Source organism: Streptomyces sp. NPDC002144 (genome assembly GCF_053593695.1).
In genome coordinates this window covers 185857-207570 of record NZ_JBSFDB010000016.1, presented here as the reverse complement: position 1 = coordinate 207570, position 21714 = coordinate 185857, and the positions used below count along the sequence as shown (strand labels likewise).

The following is a 21714-nucleotide window of genomic DNA, read 5'->3' as shown; positions in this document are numbered from 1 at the left end:
CCGCTCACGCGGCGACTCGCTCGGCGCTCTCCGCGGTGATGCCCTTGGTGGAGGCGATCACGTTCTTGAGCTTCTTGGAGAGGGCCTCATAGAACATGCTCAGCGGAAACTCGTCCGGAAGCACGTCATCGACGAGTTTCCGCGGCGGCTGGCTCAGGTCGAGGGCGTCGGGGCCCTTGGCCCACTTGGAGCCCGGGTGCGGGGCGAGGTAGGTGGAGACCAGCTCGTACCCGGCGAACCAGTGGACGAGCTTGGGACGGTCGATGCCGTCGCGGTAGAGCTTCTCGATCTCGGCGCACAGCTCGTTCGTCACCTGCGGGGCGCGCTGCCAGTCGATGTGGAGCTTGTTGTCGGTCCACCGGACGACGTCGTGCTTGTGCAGGTAGGCGAAGAGCAGCTGGCCGCCCAGACCGTCGTAGTTGCGTACGCGCTCGCCGGTGACCGGGAAGCGGAACATGCGGTCGAACAGGACCGCGTACTGCACGTCACGGGCCTGCGGCACGCCGTCGGCCTCGAGCTTCACGGCCTCCTTGAAGGCGGTGAGGTCGCAGCGCAGCTCCTCCAGGCCGTACATCCAGAACGGCTGCCGCTGCTTGATCATGAACGGGTCGAAGGGCAGGTCGCCGTGGCTGTGGGTGCGGTCGTGGACCATGTCCCACAGGACGAAGGCCTCCTCGCAGCGCTTCTGGTCGTGGACCATCGCGGCGATGTCCTCGGGCAGCTCCAGGCCCAGGATGTCGACGGCGGCGTCGGTGACGCGGCGGAAGCGGGCGGCCTCGCGGTCGCAGAAGATGCCACCCCAGGAGAACCGTTCCGGCGCCTCGCGCACGGCGATGGTCTCCGGGAAGAGGACGGCGGAGTTGGTGTCGTACCCGGCCGTGAAGTCCTCGAACTTGATGCCGCAGAACAGCGGGTTGTCGTAGCGGGTGCGCTCCAGCTCGGCCAGCCAGTCGGGCCAGACCATGCGCAGCACGACCGCCTCGAAGTTGCGGTCCGGGTTGCCGTTCTGCGTGTACATCGGGAAGACGACCAGATGCTGCAGACCGTCCGCGCGGCCCGCGGCGGGCTGGAAGGCCAGCAGCGAGTCCAGGAAGTCCGGCACCTGGAAGCCGTCGACGGCCCACCGTTCCAGGTCCTTGACCAGGGCCTCGTGGTAGGCGGTGTCGTGCGGGAGCAGCGGGGAGAGCTCCTCAACGGCCTCCACGACACGCCGGACGGCGGCTTCGGCGTCCGCCCGTCCGGGTGCCGTCGCGGCCTCGAAGTCGATCGACCCGTCCTTGGACTGCCATGGCCGGATCTGCTCCACGGCATCCTTGAGCACCGGCCACGCCGGGTGCTCGACCACCCTGGTCGCGGGAGGAACCTGCTCCCCCGAAGCCGCCTGCACAAGAATTTCCGTCATGTCCCATCCTCCACGGGAGAAGCTTGCGTAAGGAGACCGTATACATACGAGCTTTCTCCCAGCAAGGGGAGCCTCGGGAAATTATCCTGCCCACCCACATCGTCACAGAACTTTTTCCTGCCGGATGCTGTGGGTGTGATCGATCGGGGTATACATGCGCCTCCGGCGGATACCGGCCATCGGTCAATACCCGCGCAACTCGCCCACGCCCGGGTGACCGGCCCCGCCGGTACCGGCCAGGTCCGCCCCGTACGTCACCCCAATCCCCCGTGTACGAGCGGGTTCATCGACAGGCCGGGCCGTTAGGCTGCGGCTCTGCCCACGTGAACCGTCCGCTCCGGTCCGCGCGGGTCCGAGCCGCCGTCGACGGAAGCGAGTTGAACCTTGAACTTCCTTACCATCGGTCACCGCGGAGTCATGGGTGTCGAACCCGAGAACACCCTCCGTTCCTTCGTCGCCGCCCAGCAGGCGGGCCTCGACGTCATCGAACTCGATCTCCACCTCAGCAAGGACGGCGCCCTCGTCGTCATGCACGACAGCGACGTGGACCGCACGACCGACGGCACCGGCCCGATCGCCGACAAGACCCTCGAGGAGCTGCGCGCCCTGGACGCGGGCCGCGGCGAACGGGTCCCCGTCTTCGAGGAGGTCCTGGACGCCGTGCAGGCCCCCCTGCAGGCCGAGATCAAGGACGTGCAGGCGGCCAGGGCACTCGCCGAGGTGATGCTGGACCGGGACCTGGTCCCCCGCGTCGAGGTGTCCTCCTTCCACGACGAGGCCGTCGCCGAGATCGCCCGGCTGGTGCCGGGTGTACGGACCGCGCTGGTCGGCAGCCGGTTCGGCACCGACATCGTCGACCGTGCGGTGGAGGTGGGCGCGGCGACGGTCTGCCTCAACATCCGCCGGCTCACGCTGGAGATCGTGGAGCAGGCCCGCAAGGCGGACCTGAGGGTCATCGGCTGGGTGGTCAACACCCAGGACCACCTGCGGCTCGTACGGGCGCTGCAGCTGGACGGCGCGACCACCGACTACCCGGAGATCAAACGCACCGCCCGCTTCACCGCGTGAGCGTCACGCCAGCTCCTTGACCAGCAGCTCGAACTGCAGGTCGTCGCGCTGCGGAATGCCGAAGCGCTCGTCGCCGTACGGGAAGGGCGTCATCCTTCCCGTACGGCGGTAGCCGCGCCGCTCGTACCAGGCGATGAGGTCCTCGCGTACGGAGATCACGGTCATGTGCATCTCGCGCACTCCCCAGCTCTCCCGGGCCGCGCGCTCCGCCTCGGCGATGATCACCTTTCCGAGGCCGCCGCCCTGGAGTTCCGGGCTGACCGCGAACATCCCGAAGTAGGCGTGGTCGCCGCGGTGTTCGAGCTGGCAGCAGGCGATGACCCTGCCGTCCCGCTCGACCGTCAGCAGTCGGCTGTCCGGCGACTTGACGACCTCCAGCACGCCCTCCGGGTCGGTGCGCTGCCCCTCCAGGATGTCCGCCTCCGTGGTCCAGCCGACGCGGCTGGAGTCACCGCGGTAGGCCGACTCGATCAGCTCGACCAGGGCGTCCACGTCGGCGTCCGTGGCATCGCGGAAGGTCAGTCCGGCGGTGGCGGTGTCCATGGGGCGGCTCTCCGATCTGTGGCGCGGCGCGGGCAAGGACGAGGGTAACGCCCTAGCCTGGGGGCGCATGGTGCACGTTCTCAGCAGCCGGGTCCTTCTCCAGCCCGCCGATCCCGAACGCTCCCGCCGTTTCTACGGCGAGCAGCTGGGCCTCCCCGTCTACCGCGAGTTCGGCACGGGACCGGACCGCGGCACGGTCTACTTCCTCGGCGGCGGCTTCCTGGAAGTCTCGGGCCGCTCGGATGCGGCGCGCTCCCCCGCGGTACGGCTGTGGCTCCAGGTCGAGGACGCGGGCGCGGCCCACGAGGAGCTGCGCGCCAAGGGCGTCGAGATCGACCGGCCCCCGGTGAAGGAGCCGTGGGGTCTGGTCGAACTGTGGATCAGGGACCCGGACGGGACGCGGATCGTGCTGGTGGAGGTGCCATCGGACCATCCGATCCGCTACCGCCCGGGGATCTGAACCGGATCCGGGCAGCGGGAGCCCGGTCGGTGCTCCCACTGGCGGTCGGTTCGCGTCAGTTCGCGGAAGCCGGCGTCCAGGAGCACGCCGATCGACGCTTCGTCGTCGGACGGCTCGTAGGCGAGGAGACGGTCGACGTCGCAGAGCCGGAGCCAGGCGGCGGCTTGGGCGAGGAGATGGTGCTCCAGGCCCGTGTCCCTCGCCGCCGGGGCGATGTGCAGGTTGCCGATGTCGGCGAGGCCCGGGGCTCGCGTGTGCCGTTCCGGGCGGGCCAGGGACGTGTCGACCTCGATGAAGCCGAGGGCGCCTGCGGTGTCGTCGTAAGCCGTGAAACGGGTGCCGCACTCCCCCAGCGTGCGCTCGAAGCGGAGGTCGGCCCGCGGTTCGGGCGCCGGCAGGTCGGCGACCCGCGCGATGAGGATCACCTCGGTGTTCCCGGTGTTGCGGAAGCCCGAGCGTTCGTACAGGGCGCGGATGTGCGGCCAGGTGCGGGGCAGGCCGTAGACGACGGGCGCGGGCAGTGCGCCGCCCGCGTAGCGGAGGCGGACCTTCCAGCGGGCGAGCTGGGCCAGGCAGGCGGCCATCAGCTGGTCGGCGGCCGCTTCGGAGTCCGGCCAGAAGGACGCCGGCGGCCGGAACACGAACCAGTCGATCTCACCGGCGTCCCGGTACGTCTCGCCGACCTCGGAGTCGGCGCGGTAGCGCAGCAGATGCGCGGCGGCGACCACGTACCGGCGCTGCTCGGCGACGAGTGTCGTGCGCTCGGCGACCCAGGGGTCGGTGATGAACTCGTCGGGCTGCCGTTCCAGGTCGCTGAGGACGGTGTTCACGGAGACCGAGACGCCGGGGACGACGGCGGCGACATGCGCGTTGATCAGTTCGGTGAGCTGGTCGCGGTCGTCGCGGCGGAAAGGGCGCACCAGGGGCGCGGACATGCGGGACCTCCGGGCAGGGGTGGTGGACTGGAGGCCGCCATGCGGTGCGGTACGGGGCCGAGCGTACGGCGGCGGTGGCACCGGGCGCGAGGGGTTTGTCCGGATGGCCGGGAACCGGGCCCGGCACTAGCGTGCTGGGGAGGACCGGACGTGGATCCATTGCGGAGGAACGCCATGAAGCTCGACAAGCCGGTGACCGGTGGCCCCTGTTGGACCGAGCTGGGGACCAGCGATCTGGAGGGCGCGAAGCGGTTCTACGCGGAGCTGTTCGGCTGGCGTGCCGAGACGGATCCCCGGCAGGAGGCGGGCGGCTACTCGGTCGCGCATCTCGGGGACGTGGCGGTGGCCGCGCTGTCCCCGCTGTACCAGGAGTCGCAGCCCGTCGCCTGGAACGTGTCCTTCGCGGTACGGGACGCGGACGAGTCGGCCGGGAAGGTCACGGCGGCGGGCGGGACGGTGCTGCTCGGGCCGATGGACGTGTTCGACGTGGGCCGTTTCACGGTGGCGATCGACCCCACGGGCGCGGTCTTCCAGATGTGGCAGGCGCGGTCCTTCCCGGGCGCCGGGCTGTTCAACGCGCCCGGCTCGCTGGGCTGGGTCGAACTGCTGACCCGGGCCCCGGAGCGGGCGGTGAACTTCTACACGACGGTCTTCGCCTGGAGCGTCAACGCCTCGGAGCACTACACCCAGTGGGGCGTCGACGGCGCCGACTTCGGCGGCATGATGGCGATGGACGACACGTTCCCGCACGAGGTGCCGCCGCACTGGCTGCCGTACTTCGCGGTGGCCGACGTGGACGGCGCCGCGGCCACGGCGACCGCGGCCGGCGGCAGCGTCCTGATGGAACCGAGGTCCCTGGGGGACGTCCGGCGGATCGGGGTGCTGCGGGATCCGCAGGGGGCGATGTTCGGGGTGTACGCGGAGGCCTGAGCGGTCGGCACGCTCAGGCCAGCGGTGTCACGGTGATCCGGTCGACGACCGGGGCGTGGGCGGAGCGCTGACCGTGGGCGTTCTTGGTACGGCCGTCGAAGTCGAGCAGTTCGTCGGCGGTGAAGGTGACGGTGTTGGGCCCCCGGTCCAGGGTGACGGGCACGGAGAGGTTCCAGAAGTTGCCGAAGTGGAAGGTGGTCGGGAACAGCACGCGCTGCGGGGCGGCTCCGTTGACCGAGATGTCGGCGTGACGGCAGACCGGGTCCGGGTTGTAGTGGGTGGCCGGTGCCTGCTCGCCGTTGGAGTAGCGGATCGTGAGGGCGTGGCGGCCGGGGCGGTCGGCGGTGACGGTGAGGGTGAGGGCGTTCGCGTCGCCCGCCCCGATGCCGTCGACCGCCTTCCCGCCCGTCGCGTACGGGTACGCGGCCACCTTCGCGGTGCCGGTCAGGGTGCCTTCCGCGGCGGGGACCCGCATGCTGGGCAGCAGGCCGCGCGACGGCTCCACCAGTAGCCGGTCCACGACCAGGCGCGCCGAAGTGCAGGTCACCGTGACCTTGTTGATGCCACCGGCCAGGAAGAGGGGGACGGGGCCGTGCGCGACGGGGCCTACGTCCTCGCCGTTCACCGAGAGCAGGCCCTCTCCGGGGCCGAGCAGATCGACCGTCACCGTCGCCTCGCCGTCGTCCTCGGCGTGCACCCAGAAGGTCACGGTGCCGCTGTGCGGGAGAACGGCGGCACCGGGGCCCGAGGCGCCCGGCTCGTCGTAACTCATCCGCGCCCCGCCACCGAGCGCCGCGAACTCGGCTTCGTACACGTCCTGTTGGCGATCCTCGCGCAGGGTGAGATCCAGTTTGTCGACGACCGCGTCGCCCTTGGTCACGCCGAGGTCGGGGTCCTGGGCGGCGAGGGTGATGCGGTGGGGGCCGGCCGTCAGCTCGACCCGGGTGTCGGTGTGGCCCCAGACGGCCCACTTGTAGCCGAGTGGCAGCCGGAGTTCGCGGGGCTGCCCGCCGTCGACGCGCAGGAAGACGTTGGTGGGGCCCTGTTCCCTCACCAGGTCGGCCAGGTTGTGGGAGTTGGCGAACACGCGGAGGTCGTACGTCCCGTCCTGCGGAACCTCGACGTCGAAGGCGAGGACGAGGTCGGAGCCGGTGCGCAGGCCGCCGACGTGATGGCCGCCGGAGGTGGCGAACTTGTCGACGTCGGACGGGGAGCCCTCGGGACCGTTGACCGAGTGGCCGCCGCCCGTGTGGGCCGCGTCCTCGGCCTCGTAGGTGCGCCGCCAACCCACCGACGGGGCAAGGAGAGTGGCTCCGTTGCCGCCGGGGGCGAGGGTCAGCTGGTAGGCGGACATCTCGTCCAGGTCGGCCAGGGGCAGCCGCACCCGGCCGTCCACGACGGGCAGTTCGACGTCCCGTAGCCGCAACGGCTGTGCACTGGAGCCGACTTGGCCGGTCCAGGGGATCTCCTGCAGCCGCAGATGGACGCGGTTGCCGAAGACCTCGGCATCGACGCCCTCGAAGACCAGGTCCGCGGCGCCGCTCGCACCGCCGAACAGCAGCCGCGCCTGCCGCTTGTCGCGGTCGAGCGCGGCGACGCCCTGCAAGGTGTACTGCGCGTTGGGGTGCGGCGCCCTGACCTGGACGGTGTTCCCGCTCAGCTGTCCGTAGGCGTTGAACAGCCACCACTGCCCGTTGCCCTTGTTCGCCTCCACCGCGGAGTCGTTGAGGTTTCCGGCGATGTTCCAGTACGCCATGTCGGCGTCGACCTTGCACTCCTCGAGCGCGGCGATCCACTGGATCATCTGCCCGGGAACGGACAGGTGGTAGTTGTGCGCGTACTCGTTGAGGTTGACGGGCAGCGGGCCGATGCCCAACTCCCGCTCCATCTGACGGTACTTGGCCACGTTCGTGCGGACCTCGTCCGGCGAGGACAGCTCGTGCCAGGTGATCACGTCCGGCAGTACGTCGTGGTCGCGCGCGAACTCGAGGAAGCCGCGCACCTCCGGGTAGAGGATGCAGGTGTTGGGACCGGCGATCCGTGCCTCGGGGTCGATGCCCTTGATGAGGTGGTACGCCCGCTGCCATGCGGCGAAGTAGGGGCCCGGCTCGGTGTGCCAGGAGACGTGGTCGTAGCTCCACTTGCCGGTGCCGAACATGTTGCCCTCGGGCTCGTTGAACGGCACCCACACCAGATGGGACCTGAGCGCGCCCAGGGTCATGGCCTGCTCGACCTGGCGGCGGACGATCTCCAGATGGGCGGCGAGCTTCTCCTCACCGGTGGCGCCCGGCCATTCGTAGGGGAAACCGCGGTGGAAGTCGGTGACATAGACGTACACGTCCTTGCCTCCGGCCGCGACGAAGGAGGGAAGGATCTCCAGGGCGTCGGCGCCCGGATGCTGGATGCCGTCCTGGGCCTTGGTGGCGACCGTGCGCACGTACATGCCCTCGACGACCGCGCGGCTGGGCACACCGTCGCCGTACAGGCCGTAGAGCGTGCCGCTCGCGCCGCCGTGGAACGGGCCCGTCTCCGTGCCCAGATCGACCGTCAGGGTCTCGGCTGCCACGGCATCCTCTTTCGTTCGACATCTCGTACGCCAGTCGATTCTTCGAACCGACCGGATCGAACGTAGGGAGTGCGCGGCGATCACGTCAACGGGTGTCCGGCCACCGAAAGTTGCGGAACCGACGCTCAGGCGCGCAGCGCGCCGAGGCTCCCCTCCAGCCTGGCCAGCAACTCCCCGAGCAGGTCGGCGAGTTCGCCCTGTCCCTGCGGTGCGAGCACCGACAGTACGGCGGTCTCGTAGGCCAGTTGCTCCGGCAGGAGCCCGTCGACCAGGGCGCGACCGGCGTCCGTGAGGCGGACGTGGGCGACGCGGCGGTCACGGGTGTCACCGCGGCGCTCGACCAGGCCGCGCTCGGTGAGCTGCTTGAGGCGCTTGGTGACGGCGGCGCCGGACGAGAAGGTCTCCCGGGCCAGTTCGCCGGGGGTCAGCTCATGGCCGGTGCGGCGCAGGGCGCCCAGCAGGTCGAACTCGGGGCGGCTGAGGCCCGCGCGGCGCAGGGGGGCGTCCTCGGCCTGCTGGAGGAGGGCGGCACAGCGGTTGATCCGGCCGATCACCTCCATCGGGCCGGTGTCCAGGTCCGGGTGGACGGCCCGCCACTGCCGGACCACCGTGGAGACGGTGTCGCCCCTTCTCGCGCCCGCCCGCCGTCCGTTCGGTGCCGTCATGGCCGTATGCCCTCCGCGCTCGTCGTCCCGTGCAGCCCCGGGTGCCGTACCGTCGCGGCGAGCGTACGGTGTCCGGTCCGCTCGGCGCGCACGACCCGCTCCTGAGGCAGGGCGCGCTGCCACCACTCGCCCGCGGCGGCGTCGGCCGTGGCACGCAGGTCGGCCAGCGCGGCGGCGAGACCGCGGCGGGCGGCCTCCAGGTCGGCGGGTGCGGGCGCGGGCTCGGCGAGCAGCCGGGCGGCATGCTCCCGGGCGCGCTCGGCGGCGGTCAGCGCGTGTTCGACGCGGTCGCCCGCGCGCCGGTTGGTGACGGCGACGGCGGCGAAGAAGCCGACCAGCGCGCCGACGACCGTGTCCACGACCCGCTCGGTGATCAGCCGCCCGGGCTGCTGGGTGTGGGCGAACTCGGTGATGAGCAGCGCCATCGGGGTCACACAGACGGTGCCGAGCCAGTAGTTGCGGCTCATCAGCGCCTCGGCACCGAAGTTGAAGGCCAGGCAGAACAGGACCAGGAAGACATGACCGGCGTGGGCGAGCGGAGCCACGGCCGCGAAGAGGAGCACGCCGAGGAGGTTGCCGACGACGCGCTGGATGCCCCGGCTCCACGTGAGGGCGAGGTTGGCCTGGTAGAGGGAGGCGGCGGTGACCAGCGCCCAGTACGGGCGGCCGACACCGAGGGCGAGGGAGACATAACCGGCAAGGGCGCAGCCCAGGGCGGTACGGACGGCGATGGGGGCGAGCGGGCCGAGCCTCGCCCACAAGGGGCGGGCGGGGGCGGCCAGTTCGGCTTCCAGGCCGAGGAGTTCGTCGGCGGCCTGCGGGTCGTCGAGTTCGGGCACGGGTCCGGTGCCGCACAGCTCGCGGGCCCACGCCCGCAGTCGCCGCGGGTCGGTGTCGTCGGGGGCGGCGAGGGCGACCTCCCCGCGGACGACAAGGCGTTCCAGAGCGCGCCGGGTGGGGGTGTCGTCGGTGGCGAGCAGAGTCTGCCAGGCGGCCTGGACTGCGGCAGCCGCGACGGCACGGGAGCGGGGGTCGGCGTCACCGGTGGCGTGCGCAGGGGTCGCATGGGCAGCGGTCGCGTGGGCGGCGGCCGCGTTCAGGGCCTGGGCGGTGGCCCGGCGTTCCGGGCCGTGCGGGCGCAGCAGGCCGGGCGCCATGCCGACGAGCCAGGCCCAGACGCCCGCCGCGAGGGCCAGGGCGAGATGGCCGGGCACCTGGGCGAGGGTCTGCGGGGCGAAGAGGGCGGCGGAGCTGATGAAAGTCGGTACGACATGGCCGGGCGGGCCGATCCGGGTCGCGTCGCACAGCGCCTTCTGCACGGCGGCCAGCAGCGCGCCGAGGGTGACGAGCACGACGGCACTCGTGGTGAGAGACGCGGCGACCAGGGCGACGGCGAGACCGCCGACCATGCCGAGGACGACCCAGGCCAGGGCGCGGGCCCGGGCGGCGTAGGGGCGGTTGTGGGCGTACAGGGCGCACAGGGACCCGGCCATGGTGTACATCGCCAGGTCGAGGCGGCCGAGGGCCAGGAGCGTGAGGTTGGGCGGAGCGACCGAGGCGATCACGCTGAGGGCGGGCTTGAACCAGATGTCCGAGGGCCGGCCGAGACGCAGGACGCCTGCCAGGGGGAGGCGGCGGGGGCGGGTGGAGGGGGCGGTCGCGGATGGCATGTGACATAACATTAGCAGGTGTTTTACCCGTGAACGAATTACCCGCCCCACCCCTCACCCATCGTGCTCCCTCGAATGCCCCCCGTGTACATCCTTGCGCTCGCGTGCGCGCCGGACGGCCCGGGCATCGACGGACTGTCGACACCGTCGAGCAGGGAGGTGCGCGTGCACGGACCGGCTTCGCCCGGCTGGCTGCTGGTCGCGCTGTGTGCGGCGACCGGGGCCTACTGCCTGCTGCGGATGCGCAGCACCGTCGAGGAGCAGCGCCGGGCCGCGGGCGGCGAGGCGCTGATGGGGTTCGGCATGGCCGCGATGGCGGTACCGGCGGCGGTGTTCAGCCCGCCGTCGTGGGCCTGGCCCGTCTACGCGGCCGTGTTCGGCGCCGCGGCGCTGCGCGCGCTCTGGGCGGCGCGGACCAGCGCGCACCATCTGCACCATCTGGTGGGCGCGTCGGCCATGGTCTACATGGCACTGGTCATGGCGGCCACGCCCCAGCACCACGCCGGCCACAAAGGACCGTCCGGAGTGCCGCTGGTGACCGGTGTGCTCCTGCTCTACTTCATGGGATACGTCCTGCTCTCCGGCGTCCGACTCGTCCCGGCCGCCGCGGGGGGCGGCTCGGTGGGATGGGGTGACCGGCCGGAGATCGCACGGGCGTGCCGGCTGTCGATGGGGATCGCGATGGCGGCGATGCTGATCACGCTGTGAGTGGCAGGGGCGGAGCCCACACCACCGCAGCGGGTTTCAGGCACGATCCGGCGGCGAGGTTCGTCTTATGCACCATCCGCCCGTCGACGCCCCACCCCGCGCGCCAGCCCACCGCGTGGCCCCACGCGCCGCGCTCCTTCTCACCCTCGCCCTGGCCTCGGTCCTCCTGCTCATCTCGGTGGCGCGGAAGTGGCGCCCCCTGACCGACGCCGACGCCGACATCGCCGGCACCACGCACCGCTGGGCCGTCGACGAACCCGGCCTCACCCACATCTTCCGCGTCCTCACGGACTGGGTCTGGGACCCGTGGACGATGCGCCTGGTCGCCGCGGTCGTCGTGGTGTGGCTGGTCCGGCGCCGCTCGGCGCGCTGGACGGCGCTGTGGCTGGCGGTCACGGTCGCGGTGGGTGCCCTGGTTCAGCAGTCCCTCAAGGCGGCGATCGACCGGCCGCGCCCGGTGTGGCCGGACCCCGTCGACTCGGCCCACTACGCGGCCTTCCCCTCGGGCCACGCGATGACGGCCACGGTCGTCTGCGGCCTCCTCCTGTGGCTCCTGCACCGCCACGGCACGAGCCGCACCCTGTGGCGTACGACCCTGACGGTTGCCGTCGTCTCGGTGCTCGGCGTCGGTCTGACGCGCGTATGGCTGGGCGTCCACTGGCCGTCGGACGTACTGGGAGGCTGGCTGCTGGGCGCGCTGCTGGTGGTACTGGCCGCCCTGGCACACCGGCGATGGGCTCCGTGAGCACGCGGGATTACGGCTGCATCGGGCCGGAAGAACTGCGGCCGAAGGCGGGAGGGGGCGCCGAGGGATGCGCGATCGGCACGCCCGCCGACCTCGACGTCTGGATGGCCGAGCGCGGCGCGCAAGAGGCTTCGGAACCCTTCACCCACGTCATCGGACCGGACGGCCTGCCGCGGCCGGCGCCGCGGCGCAGCGAGCACGGGCTACTGCCCGGATCTCGAGGTGGTGTTCCGGTGCCCCGTAAGATCCACTCATGCTTGCTGTTCTGTTCGACTTCTCCGGCACCCTCTTCCGTATCGAGTCCACCGAGTCCTGGCTGCGGGCCACGTTGGACGAGGTCGGAGTCGCCCTGCCGGAGGCGGAGTTGGCGCAGGCGGCGAAGGGGCTGGAGGTGGCGGGGGCGTTGCCGGGCGGAGCCCCTCCGCAGCGGCTGCCCGGTGAACTCGCCGAGCTGTGGCGGGTCCGGGACGAGAGCGCCGAGTTGCACCGGGCCGCGTATACCGGGCTCGCCCGCCAAGTGCCGTTGCCCGACCCGGCGTTGTACGACGCGCTGTACGACCGGCACATGACGCCGGCGGCGTGGACGCCGTATCCCGATGCCGCCGAGGTGCTGTACGCGCTGTGCGAGCGCGGGCTGGGGGTCGGCGTGGTCAGCAACATCGGGTGGGATCTGCGGCCGATCTTCGACGCGTACAACCTCGACCGGTTCGTGGACGCGTACGTGCTGTCCTACGAGCACGGCATCCAGAAACCCGACACCCGGCTGTTCGCGGTCGCCTGCGAGGCGCTGGAGGTCGAACCGCACGAGGCGCTGATGGTCGGCGACAACCGGGAGGCCGACGGCGGGGCCGCCGGCCTGGGCTGCCAGGTGCACTTCGTCGACCATCTGCCGGCGCACGAGCGCCCCGACGCACTGCGCCGGGTGCTCGACCTGGTGGACTGACCGGCGGCCCGCGCTCCCTACTCGATGTAGCCCTCCACCTGCGAGGACGGCCGCACCTGCGCGTCGTCCGGGTTCTCCCCGAACTCCGCCTTCGCGCGCCGCTGTCGCAGCAGGTCCCAGCACCGGTCGAGCTCGACCTCGAGCTGGGCGAGCCGCTGGTGCTCCGTCGAGCTGTCGATCTCGCCGGCCGCGAGGGACTCACGGAGCTTGCGCTCGTCCTCGACCATTTCCGTGATCCTCGCCAGGATCCGCTGGTCCTGTTCCATCTCCGCACGCTCCTCCGGTCGACACTCGTGACCACTCTAGGGACGGCGCGGCGGCCGTGCGACGGATGCGCGAAAGCCCCAGTAAGTCGCCTGAGGTAACCATCGGGCGAAGAGACCGCCCGCCTGAGACGATCCCCCGCGTCGCCCCAGACGGACGGCAGCCCTGACCAGGCCCGCGAAAGCGGCGGACCGGTCATGCTGAGTATAGTTGGCTGGCAGCCAGTCAACGCAGGAGTTACAGCATGTCCCCGCGCAGCGCCTCGGTCAATGAAGAGTTGCGGAGACGTTCCCGGGAGCGGCTCCTGCAGGCGGCTGTCGAGGTGGTCGCCGAGCGCGGCTACGAGGCGACGACGCTCTCGGACATCGCGGACCGGGCCGGTTCGGCGCGCGGCCTGGTGTCGTACTACTTCCCGGGCAAGCGGCAGTTGGTGCAGTCAGCGGTGCACCGGCTGATGCACCGGACGCTGGAGGAGGGGCTGGAGCGGGAGCCGCGCACCGAGGACGGGCGGGAGCGGATGGCGCGGGCCATCGACGCGATCCTGGGACTGGCCCGGGAGCGGCCGGTGCTGATGCGTCAGCACATGGCCGGGCTGCTGCAGGCGGAGGGCTTCGTGCAGTGCCCGGAGCAGCAGCGGCTGGCCGAGCTGCTGCGTGACACCGTCGCCCGGCACGGCTCCGAGGACGCGGACTATCCGATGCTGCGCTCCCAACTGATGGGCGCCGTCTACGCGATGGTCCTGCCGAACGTGCCGATGCCGATCACCACCCTGCGGGCCGAGCTGTTCAGGCGCTACCGGCTCGACTGGGAGATGGGCGTCCCGCCGGACACTGGGGAAGCGTCCGGCGGGACCCACCAGACGGATCTGTCCCGCTACTTCGCGACCGGGGACGGGCCGGACGAGGAGCCCGGCCCGTCGCCCGCTCAGTCGAAGTAGTCCGGCTGCGACTGGGCGTTGAGCTCACTCGTCGAGTCCGTGAACTCCCGGACCGAGACACCGCCCTGGTACCAGGCCTGCACCATGATGTCCCGCCCCTTGACCGGGATCAACGAGCCGTTGCGGTCGACGCAGTTCTCGGTGTCGGCCTGGTGCCGGGGGATCTTGTAGTGGCCGCGGAAGACCAACTTGCGCTTGTCGCCCTTGCCGACGATGTCGTAGATGCCGTCGGCGCCGTGGTTCGGGCCGACGGCCGCGTTGCAGGTGGCCGCTCCGCCGCCGCCCAACTCGTCGGTGAACACCACCTTGCGCACGCTGCTGTGACGCCGGAGGACACCTCCGCCGTCGGAGGTCAGCGGCGGGCGTGGCCCGGTGTCAGGTAGCCCGCGTGGCGGGCCTGGGAGATCAGGCGGAGGGTCTTTCGGCGGCTGTGGCCGGTTGCGTGCATCACCGCGAGCACGGGGTCGTAGCCGTCCTCCTGGGCCGCGCGGTACTCCTCGGCGACGAGGCGGCGGCCTTCGAGGCCGCGGGGCCAGGTGGGGCGGGCCCGGCGGCCGGGTCCCGGGTCACCGGCCGGTTCCGGTGCGAGACCGCACGCTTCGAAGATCGGCTCCTCGATCCAGTCCGCGAGGACCGCGAGGTCGTCCAGGGAGAGGGCCGGCAGGGCCCGTACGTCCTCCAGGGAGACGCATCCATCGCTCACCACGGCGAGCGCGTCGACGCGGGCACCGTCGGGGAACGCCAGCCGCACGGTGAACCAGGACGTGTTGCCCCTGTCGTCCCGCACTTCCCACGCGGGCCACACGGAGACGACACCATCCGTCGCACAACGATCAGAAAGATTAAGAAAGGATGCTTCTAGCACACGCGCAACGTAACCGCATGATCACTTTGCATACGAACGGGACACGCACGGGTGTGGCGCGCCTGCACCCTGTCAGCCGAGCACACGTGGTGCGATGCTGGGACGTCAGCGATCTCCCGCCGTGAGGAGTTCCGCCGTGCTGCGTGTCGCCGTCGTCGGCTCCGGGCCGAGCGGGGTCTACACCGCCCAGAGCCTGACCCAGCTGGAACCCGACGTCCTCGTGGACGTCCTGGACCGGCTCCCCTGTCCCTACGGCCTGGTGCGCTACGGGGTCGCACCGGACCACGAGAAGATCAAGTCCCTGCAGAACAACCTGCGTACGGTCCTGGAGCACGAGCGGGTGCGGTTCCTCGGCGGCGTGCAGGTGGGCCCCGGCGGCGTGCCGACCGCGCGGCTGCGGGAGCTGTACCACGCGGTGGTGTACTGCGTGGGCGCCGCGACCGACCGGCATCTGGGAGTCCCGGGCGAGGACCTGCCCGGCAGCTGGTCGGCGACGCAGTTCGTGTCCTGGTACAGCGCCCATCCGGACGCCGCCGACGACGGGTTCCTGCGGGGCGCGCGGTCGGCGGTCGTCATCGGCGTGGGCAATGTCGCGGTGGACGTCGCGCGCATGCTGGCCCGCGGCGCGGACGAGTTGAGCCCGACCGACATGCCGCAGGCCGCGCTCGGCGCACTGGCCGCGAGCCGGGTGACCGACATCCACGTGGTGGGCCGGCGCGGCCCCTCCCAGGCCCGCTTCACCACCAAGGAGCTGCGCGAGCTGAGCGGGCTGCCCGGCGCCGAAGTCGTCGTCGATCCCGACGAGTTGGCGCTGGACCCGGCGTGCGCCGACCCGTCCGCGCTGCCCGCGGCCCAGCGGCGCAACGTGGAGGTCCTGCGCGGCTGGTCCCAGGTGCCATCCCTGGACGCCCCGCGCCGCATCCGGCTGCGCTTCTTCCTGCGCCCCGTCGAACTGCTAGCGGACGACGGCCGCGTGGGCGCGGTCCGCTTCGAGCGCACGGCTCCCGACGGGCACGGCGGAGTGACGGGCACCGGCGTGTTCGAGGACGTCGAGGCGCAGTTGGTGCTGCGCTCGGTGGGCTATCGCGGAGTGCCGCTGGAGGGGCTGCCGTTCGACCCGGCCGACGGCACGGTGCCGCATCTCGCGGGACGCGTGCTGCGCGAGGGCGTCGTCGTGCCGGGCGAGTACGTGGCCGGCTGGATCAAGCGGGGCCCGACCGGCGTCATCGGCACCAACCGGCCGGACGCCAAGGAGACGGTCACCTCGCTGCTCGAGGACGCCGACGTGCTCGTACGCAAGGACGTACCCGACGACCCAGTGGCCGCGCTGTCCGTGGCGGGCATCGAGCCGGTGACCTGGGCCGGCTGGCAGGCCATCGAGCGGGCGGAGGCGGCGCTCGGGGCCTCGCTGGGGCGGGGCGTGGTCAAGCTGGCCGACTGGGACTCGCTGCTGGCGGCGGCGCGCACGACGTAGCGGACGCGGACGCCTCCGCCGCTCTGGAGTCCCCATGACCACACCCGCGCCGTCCATCCCGTCGACGAGGTCCGCCCGCACGGCAGTTGGCTGCCTTCGGGCTGCAGCGGACCTCGCTCCTGGCCTGGCGGGGGCGCGGCACGCGGCCCGTGGACTCGGTGCCGACGTGCGCGTGCCCGTCCCGTCCCGCCGGTTCGTGCAGGTCAGGAGGACACGGCCCCCTGGGGGTGACCGGGCGGCGGGTAGGCGTGGCCGCTGAGGGCCTCCCGTGCCTGGTGCTGCGCCCGCTCGGCCACCTCCCGGGTCTCCGTCACGACGTCGCCGCGCTCCCTCACCAGACTGTCGTACACCGGCAGACGGTCGTACTCACTCGAATTCATGCGTGCCCCAGACGTGCGGCGGTTCATGGCCGACGAGCAATAAACCAGAGCCGGTCAAACGTCTTCTGGGGGACGCGCGGGAGTTCTGCACTCATGGTGCGAACATCCTGTGCCCATGGTCGTCAGCCCTGCTCCTCCCGACGGCCGAGGACGCGCTGGCCCAGCAGTGCGAGCGTGATCGCCGCCATGACGCCCGCCCAGGCCACCGGGCCGAGCGGGGTGCAGCCGAACAGGTTGCTGACGCCCGGGGTCTGGATCAGGGCCACCAGAACGACGGCCGACCCCAGGGAGGTGAACCGCACCAGGGGGCTGTCCCGGCGGTCCAGCAGGGTCTGCGCCAGCTGCGTGCCGACCACACCGCACAGGGCCATGGTGCTGGAGCGGCGCGCGGTGCCCGGGGTGAAGCGGCCGAACAGCCAGGCGACGAGCGCGCCCAGAGTGGTCCCGATGGCCCGGTGCCGGATCTGCCGGATCAGCGGCGCGCCCAGTACGTCGGAGGTGTCCTCCGGCGAGTCCGCGGTCGCCCGTATCGCCTCCTCGTCCGGCGTGACCGCCACCGCCATGGCCGGGAACAGGTCGGTGAACAGGTTGACCAGCAGCATCTGCCGGGTCGACAGGGGTGCCCGGCCGCCCAGCAGGGTGCCGAGGATGCCGAAGCCCACCTCGCCCGCGTTGCCGCCGATCAGGATGGCGATGGCGTCGGCGACGCTGTGCCACAGGGCCCGCCCCTCGTGGACGGCGTCGATCAGCACCCGCAGATCGTCCTCGGTCAGCACCAGGTCGGCGGCGTTGCGGGCGGCGGCCGAGCCACGGGCGCTGATGCCCACGCCGACGTCGGCGGCGCGGATCGCGGCGGCGTCGTTGGCGCCGTCGCCGACCATGGCCACGACCCGGCCGGCGTCCCGGAACGCCTCGATGACCTGGAGTTTCTGCTCGGGCGCGACCCGGGCGACGACTCCCACGTCCCGCAGCATCGCCGCCCTGGCCGACCGGTCGGCGGCCGTCAGCTCGTCGCCGGTGACGACGGCCGTGTCCGCCGGCCAGCCCAGGTCCTCGGCGATGCTGCGGGCGGTCTGCGGATGGTCCCCGGTGAGCATGACCGGCCGTACGCCCGCCTCGCTCAGGCCGTGGATCAGCGCGGGCGAGGTCTCCCGGGGCGCGTCGGCGAGCGCCAGCAGGCCGGTGAACTCCAGGTCGCCGAGCGGCGCGTCGAGTACGTCGGCGTCCTGAGCGCCGTCGTCGAGGCGCCGTTCGGCCACGGCCAGCACCCGCAGTCCGTCGGCGGCGAGGGAATGCGCCGTGTCCCAGGCGTGGGAGGGCAGTTCGGAGCAGGCGGGCAGAACCGTCTCCGGGGCGCCCTTGACCACGAATGTGCGCGGCCCGTCGCCCACCCGGCCGACCGCGGCGGCGTATCCGCGGGCGGCCTCGAAGGACAGCGCTTCGAGCTGGGTCCACTCGGGGTCGGGCCCGGCGGCGTCGAGCACGGCCTCGTCGGTGGCGTGCACCGGGCGGTCCGAACCGCCGTTGAGCCGCGGACAGGCGCGGGCGGCGGCGCGCAGCGTGTGGGCCTCGGTCGCGTCGGCGGCGGCGAGGACCTCGCCGTCGGTCTCGGCGATACGGGCCAGCCGTAGCCGGTTCTCGGTGAGCGTGCCGGTCTTGTCGAAGCAGATGGTGTCCATCCGGCCCAGCGCCTCCAGCGTGCGCGGGGTGCGCACGAGGACACCGCGCCGGCTCAGCCGCCGGGCCGCAGCCAGCTGTGCCACGGTCGCCACCAGCGGCAGCCCCTCGGGCACGGCGGCCACCGCGACGGCCACTCCCCCGCTGACCGCCTCGCGGATGGGCGTACCGCGCAGCAGCGACAGCGTGGTGACCGCGGCCCCGCCGGCCAGCGTCAACGGCAGGGCGCGGCGGGTGAGTTCCTGCAGCCTGCCCTGCACGCCCGGCGCCGGAGGGGTGCGGGCGGCGAGGTGGACGGCACGGGCGGCCTCGGTGCGCTCGCCGGTGTCCACCACGACGGCGCGGGCGTTGCCGGCCGCGACGGTGGTGCCCTCGAAGACCATGCAGCGGCGTTCGGCGACCGCCGCCTGCGGGGTGGGGTCGGTCTGCTTCTCCACCGGCAGGGACTCGCCGGTGAGCGCGGACTCGTCGACCTCCAGACCGTCCTGCCACAGCAGCCGGGCGTCGGCGGGCACCACGTCGTCGGTCTTGAGCTCGATGATGTCGCCGGGCCGGAGCCTGGCCGCGTCGACGGTCCGGGGTTCGTCCTCGGCGTCGTCCTCCGGGGGCGCGACCCGCGCCTTCTGCTTCTGGCCCGCCAGCAGCCTGGACAGGGCCTGATCGGCGCGCAGCCGTTGGACGCCGCCGACGAGGGCGTTCAGGTCGAGCGCGCCGACGACCAGGAGGGCGTCCACGGCGGACCCGAGGATCGCCTCGGCAGCGGAGCCGACGGCCAGGACCGGGGTGAGCGGATCGTCCAGTTCCTCGCGCACCGCGTGGAAGAGCTGCCCCGACCAGCGCAGGGGCACCAGCAGGGGGTGCCCGGTGCCGGGCTCGTCGGCCGGTTGCGGCTCCGGCTCGGCTTCCTCGTGCGGTGTCCCCTCCAGCCTGGTCCGGACGTCCTCGGCGTCCAGTTCGTGCCAGGCGACGCGCGGACGCGGATGCGGGGTGGGGGTCGCGGCCACTCGCAGGGCCGAGCGTGCCCCCGAGAACAGGGCCACCGCGGCGCCCACGTCGACCGGGGTGTGCCGCAGGCCGGGCCAGGGCGTGCGGCTGGGTTTGCGGGTCTCGCCGACGGCCACCAGCAGCCCGGACAGCGCGGCACCGGAGCGGGCCAGGATCTGGGCGCGGCGTCCCACCCCTCGGGCGGCGGGGATGGCGGTGAGCAGGCGCCACACGTCGGTCAGGCCGTGCAGGGCCAGTACGTCCGCTCCCCAGACGACGGCGTTGTCGTGGTCGGCGAGGGCGACGGCGATGTCACCGCCGAGGAGCCCGGCCAGCACGTCCGTGTCGTCCGCCGACCGGGGGCGGGCGACCGTGACGACGGTGTCGCCCTCCTCGCGCAGCTCACGCACCACCTCGCTCAGCGGCCGGTGGCGGGAGACCACCCGGTCGGCGAGGCCCGCGATGTCGGACAGGGCAGGGTCGTCGACCAGCACGACGCTCAGCCCGGCGCGCCGGGCCGCGTCCAGCACCGGCTCGGCCCACGGGTCCGGTTCGCCGTCCGGATCGAGCAGCGCGCTCGGATGCAGGACGACCGTGCCGGCCATCTCCAGTTCGCGCAACCGTTCGGTGTTGCGCACGAGGACGCCCCCGCGGGACAGGGTGGTGCTCAGGACGGCGTGGAAGGCGGCCGGCCCATAGCGCGCGGCCTTGGGGGATCCCGCGAGGATCGCTTCGGCGGCCTCCGTCCCGTTGTGTTTGACCAGCATGGTGGCCACCGCGCCGAGCAGACTGCCGGCCGAGGCGTTGGTGGCGTACTCCTGCGCCGGGGAGGTGCGCAGGGGCGGGCGGGGGGAGTGGCCGGCGGCCACGCCCGGACGACCGGGTGAAACCACGTCGTCGTGCACCGTCTCGAAGGCGGCCGTGCGCGCCACGGTCTCCGCCAGCTGGAGGCTGCGCAGAGCGCCGTCGAGCACCAGGGCGGTCGGGGTCCTGCCGGCGCCGTGCGCGGCCGCGTTCAGGACCGCCAGCAGCAGGTCCATCCGGGTGCGCCCGAGCCGGTCGCGCAGCCAACCGCGCACGGAGGGGTTCTCGCGCAGCAGCGTGACCAGGGCGGTCACCTGGCGCGGTGAGGGCGGCAGGTTCAGCAGGTATCCGGCCACACCGACCGCGATGCCGGCGACGTCGGCGCCGAGCGCCTCCGCAGCGGCCCGGACCCCGGCGGGATCCGCCGGATGCCCGAAGTCCTCGACGTCCTCGTCGGTCTGGGTCAGCCCGTGCCGGGCGGCGAGATCGACCGCCTCGTCCACGACCCGGTCCCCGGCCTCCTCCTCCACGGCGGCCACCACCAGACGCTCCAGCCCTCCGTCCCAGTAGGCGTAGGCCACGTCCGGGTGCTCGGCGAGCGCCTCGACGACCCGCCGGATCCGGTGCTCCCACCCGCCGTCGGCGAGGTCGGGGTCCGGCTCTGCCGGTCGCAGGGCGAGGTGGGCGCGGGCGCCCGACCGCCAGGGGCGTGGACCACGCGGCAGCGAGGCGCGGACGGCGCGTACGACATACTTCGCGCCGTCCGCGCCTCGTACACCTGCGCGGGCCGTGCCGGCCGCCGCCCCGGCGGCCGCACCCATCGCGGGCGCGGCCCCGCGTACCAGCAGCCGGGGCCCGACCGCCGCCCATCCCACCAGAGCGACGGCCGGACGTGACAGCGCTCCCAGAACCATCGCGCGCCCTCAGTCGGTCGTGCGGTCGGGGTGTTCCTGCGCGTCGCTCCGCCCCGTGAGGGACTCGGCCGGACCGGGGGCGCCAGGGTCCGGCGCGGTGGGTCCGGGAACATCGGCACCCGGGGCCGGCACACCTGGGGCCGCCTCCGCACCCGGGTGCGGGGAGATGGGCCCGGGGGCGTCGGTGACCGGGGCGGTTCCTGTGGATGCCGACTCGGCACCCGGAGGTGTGGGTGTCGGTCCCAGCGGTGCCGTCACCTCGGTGACGGGCGGCGGAACGGCCCCGCCGGCCGTCGGTTCCGTGCCGACGGGCGTGCTCATCGCCTCCTCCACCGCGGGTGCGCCGTCCTCGGCGCTCACCGCGTTCCCGCTGCCGGGATGCTTCGGCCGGGGCTGCGTCAACCAGGCCACCGCCGCACCGGTGACGGCGACGGGCCACTCCACGACGCCCGCGACGCCCAGCACCCCCGCGCCCGCGTACACCGCCATCCGCCGCCCGCGCGGCGAGACCGCTCCGACCTTGTCCAGGGCCCCCTCGGTCGCCCTGCTCACCATTCCGGCGCCGGGCACCTTCCGCAGCACGGACGCCGCGTTGCGCAGCGGCTCCGGGAGGGTGGCCGACGACGACTGTCGCTCCTGCCGAGCCATGACTGTCCTCGATCCGTCTGAGGTCGCTTGCCGAAACACGTCGGGTTCCCACTCACAGCCTGGTCACCCGGTCCGGGCATGCGCAATTCGGCCGCGACGGCCGAAGTCGGGCACTTCGGCCGCCGCGCCGAC

19 protein-coding genes and 1 pseudogene are annotated in these 21714 nt (G+C 72.6%); 8 read left to right on the top strand and 12 right to left on the bottom strand.

Going from position 1 to position 21714, the window contains the following annotated elements; genetic code table 11:
- Positions 1-4 precede the first annotated feature (4 nt).
- Positions 5-1402 carry a DUF6421 family protein gene (locus ACWCQ1_RS24860; protein ID WP_358606530.1) on the bottom strand — a complete coding sequence of 466 codons (1398 nt, stop codon included), beginning with the start codon at positions 1400-1402 and terminating at the stop codon, positions 5-7.
- Positions 1403-1786: 384 nt separating this feature from the next.
- Here ACWCQ1_RS24860 and ACWCQ1_RS24855 point away from each other — a divergent pair, with 384 nt between their 5' ends.
- Positions 1787-2470 (top strand): glycerophosphodiester phosphodiesterase, encoded by a 684-nt coding sequence (locus tag ACWCQ1_RS24855; protein WP_133046816.1) that lies wholly within the window; start codon positions 1787-1789, stop codon positions 2468-2470.
- Between the two features lie 3 nt (positions 2471-2473).
- On the opposite strand, the gene ACWCQ1_RS24850 is transcribed toward ACWCQ1_RS24855, so the two are convergent.
- Entirely contained in the window at positions 2474-3013 is a 540-nt protein-coding gene (locus ACWCQ1_RS24850; protein ID WP_133046817.1) for a GNAT family N-acetyltransferase, read from the bottom strand.
- 67 nt (positions 3014-3080) lie between these two features.
- Here ACWCQ1_RS24850 and ACWCQ1_RS24845 point away from each other — a divergent pair, with 67 nt between their 5' ends.
- Positions 3081-3473 (top strand): VOC family protein, encoded by a 393-nt coding sequence (locus ACWCQ1_RS24845; RefSeq protein WP_133046959.1) that lies wholly within the window; start codon positions 3081-3083, stop codon positions 3471-3473.
- On the opposite strand, the gene ACWCQ1_RS24840 is transcribed toward ACWCQ1_RS24845, so the two are convergent.
- Complete coding sequence (locus tag ACWCQ1_RS24840; RefSeq protein ID WP_133046818.1) at positions 3455-4408, bottom strand: GNAT family N-acetyltransferase; 954 nt, start codon at positions 4406-4408, stop codon at positions 3455-3457. The genes ACWCQ1_RS24845 and ACWCQ1_RS24840 overlap by 19 nt on opposite strands.
- Positions 4409-4582: 174 nt before the next feature.
- On the opposite strand from ACWCQ1_RS24840, the gene ACWCQ1_RS24835 reads away from it, so the two are divergent.
- A complete protein-coding gene (locus ACWCQ1_RS24835; protein WP_358606525.1) occupies positions 4583-5338 on the top strand; it encodes a VOC family protein in 756 nt (251 codons plus the stop codon).
- Between the two features lie 13 nt (positions 5339-5351).
- Here ACWCQ1_RS24835 and ACWCQ1_RS24830 read toward each other — a convergent pair whose 3' ends face one another.
- The 3 genes from ACWCQ1_RS24830 to ACWCQ1_RS24820 all read right to left on the bottom strand — a co-directional run bounded on the left by ACWCQ1_RS24830 (position 5352) and on the right by ACWCQ1_RS24820 (position 10239).
- Positions 5352-7904 (bottom strand): cellulosome protein, encoded by a 2553-nt coding sequence (locus ACWCQ1_RS24830; RefSeq protein WP_451027402.1) that lies wholly within the window; start codon positions 7902-7904, stop codon positions 5352-5354.
- A gap of 125 nt (positions 7905-8029) precedes the next feature.
- Entirely contained in the window at positions 8030-8569 is a 540-nt protein-coding gene (locus ACWCQ1_RS24825; RefSeq protein WP_451027401.1) for a MarR family winged helix-turn-helix transcriptional regulator, read from the bottom strand.
- Entirely contained in the window at positions 8566-10239 is a 1674-nt protein-coding gene (locus tag ACWCQ1_RS24820; protein WP_451027400.1) for an FUSC family protein, read from the bottom strand. Before ACWCQ1_RS24820 ends, ACWCQ1_RS24825 begins: the two co-directional genes overlap by 4 nt.
- Positions 10240-10404: 165 nt before the next feature.
- On the opposite strand from ACWCQ1_RS24820, the gene ACWCQ1_RS24815 reads away from it, so the two are divergent.
- From ACWCQ1_RS24815 to ACWCQ1_RS24805, 3 genes are all read left to right on the top strand, one after another.
- Entirely contained in the window at positions 10405-10947 is a 543-nt protein-coding gene (locus ACWCQ1_RS24815; protein ID WP_358606516.1) for a DUF5134 domain-containing protein, read from the top strand.
- Between the two features lie 67 nt (positions 10948-11014).
- Positions 11015-11692, top strand: coding sequence for a phosphatase PAP2 family protein (locus tag ACWCQ1_RS24810; protein WP_451027399.1), 678 nt, complete (start codon positions 11015-11017; stop codon positions 11690-11692).
- 253 nt (positions 11693-11945) lie between these two features.
- A complete protein-coding gene (locus tag ACWCQ1_RS24805; protein WP_358606510.1) occupies positions 11946-12635 on the top strand; it encodes an HAD family hydrolase in 690 nt (229 codons plus the stop codon).
- A gap of 17 nt (positions 12636-12652) precedes the next feature.
- Here ACWCQ1_RS24805 and ACWCQ1_RS24800 read toward each other — a convergent pair whose 3' ends face one another.
- Positions 12653-12901 (bottom strand): DUF2630 family protein, encoded by a 249-nt coding sequence (locus ACWCQ1_RS24800; RefSeq protein WP_133046825.1) that lies wholly within the window; start codon positions 12899-12901, stop codon positions 12653-12655.
- Positions 12902-13143: 242 nt separating this feature from the next.
- Here ACWCQ1_RS24800 and ACWCQ1_RS24795 point away from each other — a divergent pair, with 242 nt between their 5' ends.
- A complete protein-coding gene (locus ACWCQ1_RS24795) occupies positions 13144-13836 on the top strand; it encodes a TetR/AcrR family transcriptional regulator (protein WP_133046826.1) in 693 nt (230 codons plus the stop codon).
- Between the two features lie 32 nt (positions 13837-13868).
- Here ACWCQ1_RS24795 and ACWCQ1_RS24790 read toward each other — a convergent pair.
- Positions 13869-14147: pseudogene (locus ACWCQ1_RS24790) on the bottom strand (hypothetical protein); the annotation flags it as partial.
- Between the two features lie 41 nt (positions 14148-14188).
- The gene (locus ACWCQ1_RS24785; RefSeq protein ID WP_451027398.1) at positions 14189-14641 is read right to left on the bottom strand and encodes a DUF6214 family protein; all 453 of its coding nucleotides are present in this window, start codon (positions 14639-14641) and stop codon (positions 14189-14191) included.
- A 196-nt stretch (positions 14642-14837) separates the two neighbouring features.
- Between ACWCQ1_RS24785 and ACWCQ1_RS24780 the strand changes: the two genes are divergently transcribed.
- Positions 14838-16175, top strand: a complete 1338-nt coding sequence (locus ACWCQ1_RS24780) for an FAD-dependent oxidoreductase (protein ID WP_358606503.1) — start codon at positions 14838-14840, stop codon at positions 16173-16175.
- A gap of 203 nt (positions 16176-16378) precedes the next feature.
- On the opposite strand, the gene ACWCQ1_RS24775 is transcribed toward ACWCQ1_RS24780, so the two are convergent.
- The 3 genes from ACWCQ1_RS24775 to ACWCQ1_RS24765 all read right to left on the bottom strand — a co-directional run bounded on the left by ACWCQ1_RS24775 (position 16379) and on the right by ACWCQ1_RS24765 (position 21582).
- Complete coding sequence (locus tag ACWCQ1_RS24775; protein ID WP_165955007.1) at positions 16379-16555, bottom strand: hypothetical protein; 177 nt, start codon at positions 16553-16555, stop codon at positions 16379-16381.
- A 122-nt stretch (positions 16556-16677) separates the two neighbouring features.
- Positions 16678-20934, bottom strand: coding sequence for an HAD-IC family P-type ATPase (locus tag ACWCQ1_RS24770; protein WP_451027397.1), 4257 nt, complete (start codon positions 20932-20934; stop codon positions 16678-16680).
- A gap of 9 nt (positions 20935-20943) precedes the next feature.
- On the bottom strand, positions 20944-21582 hold the full coding sequence (locus ACWCQ1_RS24765; protein WP_358606497.1) for a hypothetical protein: 639 nt from the start codon (positions 21580-21582) through the stop codon (positions 20944-20946).
- Positions 21583-21714: the final 132 nt, after the last annotated feature.

Coding starts and splice junctions, on each gene's coding strand:
- ACWCQ1_RS24805 (WP_358606510.1), top strand. CDS start 11,946: ATGCTTGCTGTTCTGTTCGACTTCTCCGGCACCCTCTTCCGTATCGAG.
- ACWCQ1_RS24810 (WP_451027399.1), top strand. CDS start 11,015: ATGCACCATCCGCCCGTCGACGCCCCACCCCGCGCGCCAGCCCACCGC.
- ACWCQ1_RS24765 (WP_358606497.1), bottom strand. CDS start 21,582: ATGGCTCGGCAGGAGCGACAGTCGTCGTCGGCCACCCTCCCGGAGCCG.
- ACWCQ1_RS24840 (WP_133046818.1), bottom strand. CDS start 4,408: ATGTCCGCGCCCCTGGTGCGCCCTTTCCGCCGCGACGACCGCGACCAG.
- ACWCQ1_RS24860 (WP_358606530.1), bottom strand. CDS start 1,402: ATGACGGAAATTCTTGTGCAGGCGGCTTCGGGGGAGCAGGTTCCTCCC.
- ACWCQ1_RS24795 (WP_133046826.1), top strand. CDS start 13,144: ATGTCCCCGCGCAGCGCCTCGGTCAATGAAGAGTTGCGGAGACGTTCC.
- ACWCQ1_RS24825 (WP_451027401.1), bottom strand. CDS start 8,569: ATGACGGCACCGAACGGACGGCGGGCGGGCGCGAGAAGGGGCGACACC.
- ACWCQ1_RS24845 (WP_133046959.1), top strand. CDS start 3,081: ATGGTGCACGTTCTCAGCAGCCGGGTCCTTCTCCAGCCCGCCGATCCC.
- ACWCQ1_RS24800 (WP_133046825.1), bottom strand. CDS start 12,901: ATGGAACAGGACCAGCGGATCCTGGCGAGGATCACGGAAATGGTCGAG.
- ACWCQ1_RS24770 (WP_451027397.1), bottom strand. CDS start 20,934: ATGGTTCTGGGAGCGCTGTCACGTCCGGCCGTCGCTCTGGTGGGATGG.
- ACWCQ1_RS24835 (WP_358606525.1), top strand. CDS start 4,583: ATGAAGCTCGACAAGCCGGTGACCGGTGGCCCCTGTTGGACCGAGCTG.
- ACWCQ1_RS24775 (WP_165955007.1), bottom strand. CDS start 16,555: ATGAATTCGAGTGAGTACGACCGTCTGCCGGTGTACGACAGTCTGGTG.
- ACWCQ1_RS24820 (WP_451027400.1), bottom strand. CDS start 10,239: ATGCCATCCGCGACCGCCCCCTCCACCCGCCCCCGCCGCCTCCCCCTG.
- ACWCQ1_RS24850 (WP_133046817.1), bottom strand. CDS start 3,013: ATGGACACCGCCACCGCCGGACTGACCTTCCGCGATGCCACGGACGCC.